The sequence below is a fragment of the Candidatus Enterococcus willemsii genome (assembly GCF_009933335.1).
Classification (GTDB): Bacteria; Bacillota; Bacilli; order Lactobacillales; family Enterococcaceae; genus Enterococcus_F; species Enterococcus_F willemsii.
Map to the genome: position 1 here is coordinate 1 of NZ_MAEL01000042.1, position 12,105 is coordinate 12,105.

The 12,105-nt window shown below is 36.6% G+C and carries 12 protein-coding genes, 1 pseudogene and 1 other annotated feature; of the genes and pseudogenes, 11 read left to right on the forward strand and 2 right to left on the reverse strand.

The window, feature by feature from the left end:
• Window positions 1-331 precede the first annotated feature (331 nt).
• Window positions 332-1,333: a tyrosine-type recombinase/integrase gene (locus tag BAU17_RS07660; RefSeq protein WP_161902224.1), complete on the reverse strand. Its 1,002-nt coding sequence runs from the start codon at window positions 1,331-1,333 to the stop codon at window positions 332-334.
• A 469-nt stretch (window positions 1,334-1,802) separates the two neighbouring features.
• On the opposite strand from BAU17_RS07660, the pseudogene BAU17_RS14300 reads away from it, so the two are divergent.
• Window positions 1,803-1,997, forward strand: a pseudogene (locus BAU17_RS14300) (MerR family transcriptional regulator); the annotation flags it as partial.
• Between the two features lie 147 nt (window positions 1,998-2,144).
• Window positions 2,145-2,588 carry a VOC family protein gene (locus BAU17_RS14200; protein WP_237579096.1) on the forward strand — a complete coding sequence of 148 codons (444 nt, stop codon included), beginning with the start codon at window positions 2,145-2,147 and terminating at the stop codon, window positions 2,586-2,588.
• A 43-nt stretch (window positions 2,589-2,631) separates the two neighbouring features.
• Here BAU17_RS14200 and BAU17_RS07670 read toward each other — a convergent pair whose 3' ends face one another.
• Complete coding sequence (locus BAU17_RS07670) at window positions 2,632-4,146, reverse strand: peptidoglycan DD-metalloendopeptidase family protein (protein ID WP_161902226.1); 1,515 nt, start codon at window positions 4,144-4,146, stop codon at window positions 2,632-2,634.
• Window positions 4,147-4,499: 353 nt separating this feature from the next.
• Between BAU17_RS07670 and BAU17_RS07675 the strand changes: the two genes are divergently transcribed.
• The 9 genes from BAU17_RS07675 to rpmA all read left to right on the forward strand — a co-directional run bounded on the left by BAU17_RS07675 (window position 4,500) and on the right by rpmA (window position 12,081).
• Complete coding sequence (locus BAU17_RS07675) at window positions 4,500-5,672, forward strand: SulP family inorganic anion transporter (protein ID WP_161902227.1); 1,173 nt, start codon at window positions 4,500-4,502, stop codon at window positions 5,670-5,672.
• Window positions 5,673-5,773: 101 nt separating this feature from the next.
• Entirely contained in the window at window positions 5,774-6,058 is a 285-nt protein-coding gene (locus tag BAU17_RS07680) for a hypothetical protein (RefSeq protein WP_161902228.1), read from the forward strand.
• A 310-nt stretch (window positions 6,059-6,368) separates the two neighbouring features.
• The gene (locus BAU17_RS07685) at window positions 6,369-7,889 is read left to right on the forward strand and encodes a 2-isopropylmalate synthase (RefSeq protein WP_161902229.1); all 1,521 of its coding nucleotides are present in this window, start codon (window positions 6,369-6,371) and stop codon (window positions 7,887-7,889) included.
• A gap of 1 nt (window position 7,890) precedes the next feature.
• Window positions 7,891-8,934 carry a 3-isopropylmalate dehydrogenase gene (gene leuB, locus BAU17_RS07690; RefSeq protein WP_161902230.1) on the forward strand — a complete coding sequence of 348 codons (1,044 nt, stop codon included), beginning with the start codon at window positions 7,891-7,893 and terminating at the stop codon, window positions 8,932-8,934.
• 27 nt (window positions 8,935-8,961) lie between these two features.
• Entirely contained in the window at window positions 8,962-10,344 is a 1,383-nt protein-coding gene (gene leuC, locus BAU17_RS07695; RefSeq protein ID WP_161902231.1) for a 3-isopropylmalate dehydratase large subunit, read from the forward strand.
• A complete protein-coding gene (gene leuD / locus BAU17_RS07700) occupies window positions 10,344-10,934 on the forward strand; it encodes a 3-isopropylmalate dehydratase small subunit (protein ID WP_161902232.1) in 591 nt (196 codons plus the stop codon). Before leuC ends, leuD begins: the two co-directional genes overlap by 1 nt.
• A 74-nt stretch (window positions 10,935-11,008) precedes the next feature.
• Window positions 11,009-11,080, forward strand: a sequence feature (ribosomal protein L21 leader region).
• A 19-nt stretch (window positions 11,081-11,099) separates the two neighbouring features.
• Window positions 11,100-11,408: a 50S ribosomal protein L21 gene (gene rplU / locus BAU17_RS07705; RefSeq protein WP_161902233.1), complete on the forward strand. Its 309-nt coding sequence runs from the start codon at window positions 11,100-11,102 to the stop codon at window positions 11,406-11,408.
• Between the two features lie 25 nt (window positions 11,409-11,433).
• Window positions 11,434-11,775 (forward strand): ribosomal-processing cysteine protease Prp, encoded by a 342-nt coding sequence (locus BAU17_RS07710; RefSeq protein WP_161902234.1) that lies wholly within the window; start codon window positions 11,434-11,436, stop codon window positions 11,773-11,775.
• A gap of 12 nt (window positions 11,776-11,787) precedes the next feature.
• The gene (gene rpmA, locus BAU17_RS07715) at window positions 11,788-12,081 is read left to right on the forward strand and encodes a 50S ribosomal protein L27 (RefSeq protein ID WP_048604848.1); all 294 of its coding nucleotides are present in this window, start codon (window positions 11,788-11,790) and stop codon (window positions 12,079-12,081) included.
• The last annotated feature ends 24 nt before the right edge of the window (window positions 12,082-12,105 follow it).

Consider the following 12,105-nt stretch of genomic DNA (forward strand, 5'->3'; position numbering starts at 1 on the left):
TCTTAGTTCACATTGTTATTAAATAAATAATATAAAGTATCAGCTGTAAAGTTACAAAACTTGCCATAGACCATTTTGTTAAGTGACGTCTAAACTGATTTTTCTGAGGAGAAGAAGTTTAAAGCAAGAACTTTCTGCTTCTGCTAATAAAAAGAAATTAATTGTATTGAAAATATATGAAGATACATTTTCCTAAAAAATTTTACTTATATACTTAACTTTTTAGAGCAAAACGACATTTTATATATGGATTTTGAATTAAGACTCAACACAAAACAAGGTTATTCTTTTATCAGAGTAACCTTGTTTTGTTTATTGAATAGAGAATTTATCAATCAAGATAGCCTCTTAGTTCATTTGATGCTTCTGTGCTATCTAAATATAAATAACGAGAAGTTGTTTCTAAGTCAGCATGGCTTAATGCTTTAGAAATAAGGGCTACTGATGCACCTTTCCGTAATAAATTTGTTGCGAATCCACGTCTTAAAGCATGGGGATTTAAGTTAGGAATATCAAAATCTTTTGAATAAGTTCCTATTCGTCTCCTGATAGCATTTGATTTATCTGATTTTTGAACAGAAGTGCCTTCCATAGTGATAAATATTAGATTGTTGTCTATATTTTTACTGTTTCGTATGATGTCATTTTGATACATAAGCAAAGACAACATTTCTAACATATCATCAGAAAGTGGAAGCATAGATAATTTTCTATTTTTCATGATACTTCCATCTAAAACTAAGCATTTTTGGTCGAATTTAATGTGTTTTGTTTCAAGTTGGCTTAAAGTATTGATTCTTATTCCTGTTTGATAAATTAACAAGACTGCACAAGCATCACGAAACTCAAAATAATTTGATAAATCAAGGATTCTAAGAAGTCTGTCAACATCTTTTGGTGTAGTCGCTTCTTTGACTTTTTCATCTACTTTAATTTTGATAACACGCCAGAATTTATTTGGAATCCAACCATTTTCAAAGAAACGATTAAGAATAGCAGCTACTGCTTTGAATCGGATTCTTTTCGTGCTATTTTGAACATCTCTCATTGATTCTAGCCATTGATAGATTTTATCAATCGTTATGTCGGAAATATAAACAATTTCACACTTATTGATAAAATCATTAAATTGCTTATTATAATCATTCATTGTTCGTGGACGGTTGCCATTTAATTCCATTTGTTTTAAGACTCTTTTTAAAGCCATGTGAATTTCTATCTTATTGATTTCATTTGGTGTTTGACAATGGATGAAATTATCTAAATTTGAAGCTTCTAGTGGTGCAGATTGATTCACTTTGAATATGCTTTCTCCTCGATTTTTTCTAGCCATTTGTTTCAATCCTTTCTGAATTTTTGTTATTTTATTGAAAAAACGTGCTAGTTCGAGGCAAGTTCGACTACCTAACATAATAAAAAAGGCGATAAAAAACAGATGTAAATCGCGAATCAATAGTATCCCTGAGAAGCTTAACAAACGTTGATATATCAAGGTTTGTTTGCGGACGGTCGGGGGTTCGAATCCCTCCTGTGACGTAGATGAACCGTTAAGAATAACTATTCTTAACGGTTTTTTGTTATAAAACCAATGATTAAATGGTATAAAAAGCAAGGATTTTCTGATTTTGGTTAGATAATCTTTGCTTTTTCGTGTAACATCGTAGCTTTCATTTTATTCTCAATAAAGAAGCCAAAATTTACAAAATTAAAAAATAACTCAACCTTTCCGTTGACATTCACACTGTGTCAAGGTTTATGATACACCTATAGCTTAATTGATTAACTATTAGTAGGAGTGACTTATGTATAAAATTGGCCAATTTTCTAAGTTAGTAAAAGTATCCACTCGTATGCTACGTTATTATGATGAGCGCGGCATTTTTAGTCCAGCAGAGATTGATGAAAAAGGATACCGCTTGTATAGTCCTCATCAAATCTCACAGTTAAATCAAATTTTATTGTTGCGTGATTCTGGTTTTAAAATTGAAGAAATTAATATTACGTTAGAACGGATGCAAGATGTACAGTTTCTCGAAACTATTTTAGAGAAAAAGAAGCAACAATCACAGCAAATTATTGCAGATGAACAAAAGAAAATGAAGAAAATAGAAGAGCAACTTGAATTAATTAAGGAGGAAACAAAGATGATTAAAGGAACTGAAATTGATTTTGTTGTAAAAAATAGTTTGAAAGCCTTAGAGTTATACAAGGAGATTTTTGATATTGAAGTAGTGGAAGCGACGAATTATTCAGAAGGGATGAATGAAGCCGTATTTACACTTTATGATACGAGATTCCATATGTTAGATGAAAATAAAGAGTATGGCTTGAACGCGCCAGATCAAGAACATCCAAATACCATTTGGTTCAATATTTCAGTGGAAGATATTGCCAAAACGCATGAAAAAGCTTTAGCAAATGGTTGTGTAGAGATTCAAGGTATTACAAATATGATGGATAATGCAGTGAGTAATTCAATTTTTGTTGATCCATTTGGCTATATGTGGATGTTACATCAAATTTATAAAGAATTGAGTTTTGAGGAACGAATTCAAATTATTGAAGAAGAGATGCATGATAAATTATAAAAAAGAACTTTGCCTCAAATGAATATCGAGGCAAAGTCTTTTTTTATCTTGTTAAAATGTCCATAGGATTGATTAGCTGATCTTGCGCTAGGCTTGGTGATGAGCTTACTTCAAAATGCACATGAGGTCCAGTACTGTTACCGGTACTACCAGCATAAGCGATTGTTTCGCCTTGTTTGACTACGTCTCCTACTGAAACTTTTAATGCAGAATTGTGCGCATACAATGTAGTTAAACCATTTTCATGTTTAATCGCTACATAATTTCCCCAAGAATAATGATATTCTGAGCGGATAACTGTTCCTGATTGACTAGCAACGACAGGTGTTCCGATGGAAACAGCAAAATCAATGCCACGGTGGAATTCACCCCAACGTTCGCCGAATCCAGAAGTTAATACAGGATTTTGAACAGGTAAAATGAATTTATCACTGCCTTCTGGTACATCTACTTTCGGATGATCATAGGCCGCTAAAGCATAAGCTTCAATAATTGCATTTAATTTTTGATCGTATTGTGTATCAGTTGCATATTTTCCAGTTAAATAAGCTGTTGCTTCTTTGTAATCTTTTGTTTCTGATTTCCAAGTACCTTTGTAGAACTCTTTATTGTAAGGAAGGCCTTCTTTTAATAACTTGGCGTAGTCCGTTAAAGATTCTTCGTAATCTTTATAGACTCTGAAAGTGGATGTAATTGTATATAAATTACCGCTACCGTCATCTTCTTGTGTGAGGAAGCTCGCACCTTTGTTTTCATTAAAACCTTTGATACCAAATAAGTTAAAATAAGGCGCTTGACTTAATTGGCTTTGTCCGCCACCAGATTCTAAAATCGCTTGAGCAATCATGACAGAAGCGTATAAATCTTCCTTTTGCCCAACTTCACGAGCAACATCCCCAATACGTTCAATAAATTCCCAAGTATTTTTAGTTGGTGACACGCGAATAGTTGATTCTTTTGGTTCAGTCATTCCTGGAATTGTAGGATTAGGATTTTGCTGAACAGGTGTTGGCGTAGATACTTCAGGTGCTGTCACTTGTTGATTTCCTGAATTTTGGGTTGGTACTGGTTGTGGTGAAGGTTTAGTTTTCGGTGTCTCTACTTTGGGTTTTTCTGAAGGTTTTGGTTTGGGTGTTTCGGGTTTTACTTCTTCAGAAGGTTTTGTTGTAGGCACCTCTGTTTTTGGTTCTTCTGATGGGACTGTTTCAGGATCCTCAGTTGAAGGTTCTTCGGAAGGAGGCGTTGTTTCTGGCTCCTCGGGTTGTGGTTCTTCAGAAGGAGGAGTTACTTCAGGTCCTTCAGGCGTTGTTTCTGGGACTGTTGTTTCTGATTCGTCTGGCGTCATTGAATCAGTGGGTATTTCTTCTGTAGGTGTTTCAGGTGTTGTGGCTGGTTCTTCTGGTTGTGGCTCTGTCATGTCAGCTACCTCGTTTGTAGACTGTTGTGTAATACTTTCAGAATTTTCTACAGGTGCAAATTCCGTTGCGGTAACGGGAATTGCAGATAACAGCTGGCTACAAACTAGTGTAATTGCAACCCATTTTTTTGTATGCTTCATACGAATGCCTCCTTTTATTTTCATAATTAATAAAAATCCTCAATGTTAAATGAAATAATAAGGGTCTTTTTCGTTTAACAAGGTCAATTAAATTTTACAGTGATTCCGCTATAGTAGCAAGTTATATCTCTTTTTCTGTCAAAAAAAAAACTATAAAAAATGAAAAAAAGAACTTTTCTGTGTTCATTAAGCTAATTACTATAAAATACGTAGAAAATGAGAAATAATTTTTTAATAAAAATGAGAATAGGTATCTAGCAAGAAATACTTTATAGGCACCTTACTTCGAGCTAATTCTAAATTGTGATAAGATAATAACGTTTTGTTGGAAAAAATGAAAAAGGGGACTAGATATGTTGTTTCGTAGTACAAAAAATGAATGGTTGGGTAATGAAAAGAATGATTTATTTGCTGGATTGGTTTCTTCGGTTGCTATTCTACCTGAAGTTATCGGTTTTGCTATTATTGCAGGGGTGCCACCACTGTCGGCCTTGTTTGCTTCAGCTGTTACCTTATTAGTTGTAACTGTTACCGGAGGACGTCCAGCCATGGTTTCTGCTGCAGCAGGTTCCATGGCATTAGTTATTGCGAATTTGGTGAATGCTCACGGGTTGAATTATATGATTGCTGCCACAATTTTGACTGGCATACTCCAATTGATTTTGGGATACTTAGGTATTCATAAATTGATGCGTTTTATTTCGAAGACAGTCATGTTTGGTTTTGTTAATGCATTGGCGATTTTAATTTTTATGGCGCAGGTCCAACAGCTACCTAATCAAACGATTGCTTCGTATTTGATGATTGTAGGGAGTATTCTTTTGATTTATGTGTTGCCTAAATTTACAAAGATATTACCACCAGCATTGATTGTCATTGTGGTGATGACCATCCTTTCGTTTTTTTTCCAGGACCATCTACAGACTGTGGGGGACTTAGGAAAAATGACCGATATCGCACCAAGAATGTCATTACCATTTGTGCCAATGACATTTAAAACATTGCTCATTATTTTACCGACTTCTTTGGCGCTTTCGATGATTGGTTTGATTGAGTCGTTACTGACAGTACCAATTGTGGATAAAATGACCAATAGTTCCAGTGATAGTCAAAGAGAAGTGAAAGCACAAGGGCTAGCAAATATTGTGACTGGTTTATTTGGTGGACAAGCTGGTTGTGCAATGATTGGGCAAGCCGTTGTGAATGTTAAGTCGGGTGGACGGAAACGGCTATCGACGTTAATTTCTGGGGCCATGTTGTTATTATTTATTTTTGTATTTAAAGATATTATGGTAGCTATTCCCACTGCTGCTTTAATTGGAATCATGATGACTGTTGCGGTTGATACTTTTGATTGGGAAAGTCTGCATTTATTCCGCACATTTCAGTTAACAGAGTGTTTTATTTTGCTAGTTACAGTAAGTGTGATTGTTTATACACATAATTTAGCCATTGGTATCTTGTTAGGTGTGGCCTTAAGTAGTTTGATTTATTATGTGTTCAAAAGAGAAACGGCAACTGAATAAGAGTGAAGACATCTAGCCATGCTAGGTGTTTTTCTTTTTAAAAATAATTGCTAAATACCTAAATATGTGTATAATTTTACAAAAAGGAAAGGAGCATTCACTTGGTTAAGAAAGTAAAAATTGTTGAGATGTTGTGTAAAGATGGTTATGATGAGGGCTATGCTAAAAATAAAAATTATGAATTCAAACGAGACAATCAAGTCGTTTCACTTTTCTCAAAAGGCAAGGAACTGTGCCGCTTTGTGATAACCGGTTACGAACAAGGCAAAGTAGAGAAAGTGGCAATTACGAATCGTTTTGAAGCGAATGCGGTGACGACTTTTGTACAATATTTTGGTTTGGATGCTATCTATGAATGGGATAAAAACACTTATACGGTAAAATAGAGGATTATTGGAGGATTGTGTTCAATAATCCTCTTTTCTTTATTCTGACAAAATATTCAGAAAATTAGCACAAAACTATTGACTTCTTTTTTAATATTCGGTATCTTTTTATCAAGAACTAATTGACTGGGTGGTTATTATGACAATTCAACGAGTAAATACAACGACATTTTTATTATTATTATGATACAGGACTCTTTTCTTTTGTACATTAGAAGAGTCCTATTCGCATTGCATAAAGGAAGGCCTTTGTGGAGTGCTTTTTTTATACTTTTAACCACTAAACTATATTGAAAGAGGTCGAATGAAAATGAGAAAAATTCAATTTTTTGATACAACCCTAAGAGATGGCGAACAAACACCAGGTGTAAATTTCAATACCAGCGAAAAAGTCCAAATTGCTATGCAACTAGAAAAATGGGGAATTGACACGATTGAAGCAGGTTTTCCAATTGCTTCTCAAGGTGATTTTGAAGCTGTTCAAGCCATTGCAAAATCAGCGACTAAAATGACTGTTGCTGGCTTGGCTCGTTGCCAGAAAAAAGATATTGACCGTGCGTATGAAGCATTAAAAGATGCAAAATATCCACAAATTCATATCTTTCTAGCTACCAGTGATGTCCATATGAAATACAAATTAAAATTGACAAGAGAGCAAGTGATTGCATCAATTAAAGAACATATTAGTTACGCAAAAGAACGTTTTGAGAAAGTTCAGTTTTCACCAGAAGATGCTACACGGACAGACAAAGCATTCCTATTAGAAGCAGTTCAAACTGCGATTGATGCGGGAGCCACAATTATTAATGTACCGGATACAGTAGGTTATTCAAATCCGACAGAATATGGCGCACTCTTTGCTTATCTAATTGAAAACATTCAAAGTGAAGAAGACATTATCTTTTCTTCACATTGTCATGATGATTTAGGGATGGCAACTGCTAATGCTTTGGCCGCGATTGAGAACGGGGCAAACCGAGTAGAAGGAGCGATTAACGGAATTGGTGAACGTGCTGGAAATACAGCTTTAGAAGAAGTCGCAGTCGCTTTGCATATTCGCAAAGACTTTTATGGATGTGAATCAAATATTGTTTTAAATGAAACGAAGCGTACTAGCGATATTGTCGCTCGTCTATCAGGATTTGGTGTTCCTAAGAACAAAGCCGTCATTGGTGGTAATGCCTATGCACATGAATCAGGTATTCATCAAGATGGTGTTTTGAAAAATCCTGAAACTTATGAAATTATTACACCGCAATTGGTTGGGGTACAAACAAATTCTCTACCATTAGGAAAATTATCAGGTCGTCACGCTTTTACAACTAAAATGGCTGAACTTGGCTACAATCTAACGGAAGAAGAAGTTAAACAGTTGTTCAAGAAATTTAAAGAACTGGCTGATAAGAAGAAACATATTACAGATGAAGATTTAATTGCTTTGCAAGCTGACGAAGTCCGTCACAGTGAAGAAAAATATCAATTAAAAACAGTTCAACTACAATATGTATCCAATGGTTACCAAGGTGCTGTCGTCTCAATTTCTGATGAAAATCAAGAGGTTCATACCGCATCAGCTATCGGCTCAGGAAGTATTCAAGCGATTTATAATTCAATTGACCAAATTTTTGAACAACAGCCGCGCTTAGTCAACTATGAAATCATGGCGTTGACAAGTGGCGAAGATGCTCAAGCAGAAGTTCACGTTTCAATCGAATGCCAAGTGACGAATCAACGTATCAATGGAATTGGTGTTGACTTCGATGTCTTGCAAGCCTCTGCCAAAGCTTATACACAAGCGAGTGCAATTCTGAAGGAAAAGGGAGCAAACTAAAATGGTAAAAAAAATTGTTGTGTTAGCAGGTGACGGTATTGGACCAGAAATTATGGCGAGTGGACTAGCCGTTTTGAAAAAAGCGGTCGAGCATTCGGATGTCCAATTTGAATTTGATGCCCAAGATTTCGGTGGTTCCGGAATCGATGCCAAAGGTGAACCATTACCATCAGAAACATTGGCTGCATGCCAATCAGCGGATGCTATTTTATTAGGGGCTATTGGAGGTCCTAAATGGGAACAGGCAGAAAAAACACCTGAACAAGGTTTGCTTGCTTTGCGTCGGGAATTAAATTTATTTGCAAATATTCGTCCGATTTCCGTGCCTGATGCGTTGTTACCATTGTCTCCAATTAAAGAAAATATTGTCAAAGGCACAGATTTTATTGTTGTTAGAGAATTGACGAGTGGGATTTATTTTGGCGAACCGAGACATTTGGGAGAAAACGAAGCTTATGATACAAATCGCTATAATGTCGATGAAATCAAACGAATTATTCGTCAAGCATTTGAAATTGCAAGTGGTCGTCGGAAGCATGTGTTATCGGTAGACAAAGCCAATGTGTTAGCAACCAGTAAACTATGGCGCAAAGTAGCAGAAGAAGTCGCGCAAGAATTTCCAGATTGTACGCTAGAACATCAATATGTTGATTCAGCAGCGATGCGCATTGTTCAAAATCCAACCGCTTTTGATGTGATTGTGACCGAGAATTTGTTTGGGGATATTCTAAGCGATGAAGCGTCAGTTTTACCTGGAACGTTAGGTGTTTTACCAAGTGCCAGTCACGGTGAATCAGGTGTGTCTTTATATGAACCTATTCATGGATCAGCACCTGATATTGCGGGTAAAAATATTGCCAATCCCGTGTCAATGATTTTGTCAGCAAGTCTAATGCTGCGTCAATCGTTTGATATGCATGAAGAAGCCGATCGAATCGAGACAGCATGTTTTGAAGCGATGGAAGAAGGTATTTTAACGAAAGATTTAGGTGGAACGACAACAACGACCGCTTTTACAGAAGCGATTTTAGAGAAGTTAGCATAAAGTTTGAAATAAAAAGGAGTTTTTCAGATGGGAAAGACACTATTTGATAAAGTTTGGGAACGTCACGTTGTCAGCGGAGAAGAAGGCGAAGCGCAACTTCTTTACATTGATTTGCAAATGATTCATGAAGTGACTTCACCGCAAGCTTTTGAAGGGTTGCGTGAAGCTGGTCGTACCGTTCGCCGTCCAGATAAAACATTTGGAACCATGGATCACAACGTACCAACCAAAGATATCTTTAACATTACGGATTTGGTTTCAAAAAAACAAATTGATACACTACGTAGAAACTGTGAAGAATTTGGCATTACGCTATGTGATAACGGTTCAGAACGCCAAGGAATTGTGCATATGGTTGGGCCAGAAGTCGGTTTAACACAACCAGGTAAAACCATCGTTTGTGGTGATTCACATACGGCCACTCATGGTGCTTTTGGAGCGATTGCTTTTGGTATTGGAACAAGCGAGGTGGAACATGTCCTAGCTACACAAACGATTTGGCAAAAAAAACCAAAGCGTTTAGGGGTACATGTGACTGGTAAATTACAACCAGGTGTTTATGCCAAAGACATCATTTTAGCATTGATTGCCACATATGGCGTTGATTTTGGCGTTGGTTATGCGGCAGAATTTTATGGAGATACAATTGAAGGTTTAACCATGGAGCAACGAATGACTATTTGTAACATGTCAATTGAAGGTGGCGCGAAAATGGGGATGATGGCGCCAGATGAGAAGACGTTTGAATATGTCCGTGGACGTGAATATGCACCGAAAGATATGGATGCGGCAATTGCTGATTGGCAGACGCTTTATGCGGATGAAGATGCTGAGTATGATCGCGTATTGGAATTAGATGTTTCGACGCTAGCTCCTTATGTAACATGGGGGACCAATCCTGAAATGGGGGTCGCATTTAACGAACCGTTCCCTGAGATAAAAGATCATAATGATCGGCTAGCTTACGAATATATGGATTTACAACCTGGACAAAAACCAGCAGATATTAAGATTGAATATGTGTTTATTGGCTCTTGTACGAATGGTCGTTTGTCAGATTTACAAGAAGCAGCCAAAATTCTAAAAGGCAAAAAAATTAAAGATGGGGTTACTGGGATTGTGGTTCCAGGTTCAAGACCGGTCCGCCACGCAGCCGAAAAAATTGGGTTAGACAAAATTTTTATCGAAGCCGGTTTTGAATGGCGTGAGCCTGGCTGTTCAATGTGTCTAGGAATGAATCCAGATAAGGTACCAGAATTTATTCATTGTGCTTCCACATCTAATCGAAATTTCGTTGGTCGCCAAGGGAAAAACTCTCGCACGCATCTATGTAGTCCAGCGATGGCTGCAGCAGCTGCGATTCATGGTCACTTTATTGATGTACGTGACATTATAGGAGGGGAAAATTAATGGAACCTTTTACAGTCTATGAGGGGAAAACAGTTCCTTTTATGAATGATAATTTAGATACTGATCAGATTTTACCGAAAACTTATTTGAAATTGATTGAAAAATCAGGTTTTGGTGAATTTTTATTTGATGATTGGCGTTATCTTTCCGGTCGAAAACCAAATCCTGATTTTATCCTAAATTTTCCTGAATATAGTGAGGCATCTATTTTAATTTCAGGAGATAATTTTGGTGGTGGTTCTTCTCGAGAGCATGCAGTCTGGGCAATCGCAAATTATGGTTTTCGCGCAGTGATTGCAGGGAGCTTTGGCGATATTTTTTATATGAATTCGTTGAAGAATGGTTTACTTCCAATTTCATTGCCACGTCCTGCACTAGAACAACTAGCATCCTTAGCACCAACTGACAAGATAACGATTGATTTACCTAATCAAAAAGTAGTTTCAGGTGAATATGAATATTCCTTTGAGATCGATTCAACTTGGAAACATAAATTATTAAATGGCTTAGATGAAATCGGAATTACTTTGAAGGAAGAAGCGGCGATTACAGCCTACGAACAAACAATCCCAGCCTATTGGCAGAATTAATGAAAAAAATTAAAAACTTTTCATTGACGTTGAATGAACTTTTTGATAAGATATAAACGTTGTAATTGTGGACTCCACAGCTACAACCGCACAGAACAAGTTTTTAAGCACGTGAGTCACTTGGGATGGCGAGTCTAAGTATATTACAAGGAGGTGCTGTATAGCATGTACGCAATTATCAAAACTGGTGGTAAACAAATCAAAGTTGAAGTTGGTCAAGCAATCTACGTTGAAAAATTAGACGTTGAAGCTGGTCAAAAAGTAACATTTGACGAAGTAATCTTAGTAGGTGGCGAATCAACTAAAGTTGGAGCTCCAACTGTAGCTGGTGCAACTGTTGAAGGAACTGTTGAAAAACACGGCAAACAAAAGAAAGTCGTGACTTACAAATACAAACCTAAAAAACACACTCACCGTAAACAAGGTCACCGTCAACCTTACACAAAAGTTGTTATCGAAGCGATTAACGCTTAATTCTTACAAAAAAGCAGGGTAAGCTATGATTAAAGGAACATTTAAACGTAATGATTCTGGACGTATCGTTTCATACGAAATTTCAGGTCATGCGTATGCAGGAGAATATGGTGATGATGTTGTCTGTTCAGCAGTGTCAGTTTTAATCTTTAGCACAATAAATGGAATTGATGCGCTAGCGGGCGTTCAACCGATTATTGATGCAGACGAAGAAGAAGAAGGATATATCTATGTAGAAATCCCTACTGAAATGACACAAGAACAAAGTAACATTGTCCAGATTTTATTAGAAAATCTGTTACTTGGTCTCCAAGCTGTTCAAGAAGAAAATAGCGAATATATCCAAATTAACACACAAACAAAATAGGAGGTGCATCTCATGTTGATGAAAATGAATTTACAATTTTTCGCCCATAAAAAAGGTGGAGGTTCTACATCTAACGGACGTGACTCAGAATCAAAACGTTTAGGCGCTAAACGTGCTGACGGTCAAACTGTTACAGGTGGATCTATCCTTTATCGCCAACGCGGTACTAAAATTTATCCAGGCGTAAACGTAGGTATTGGTGGAGACGATACTTTATTTGCAAAAGTTGACGGCGTAGTACGTTTCGAACGTAAAGGTCGCGACAAAAAACAAGTATCTGTATACCCAGTAGCTCAAGAAGCTTAATTATTTAACTCTATCTCATTTTGA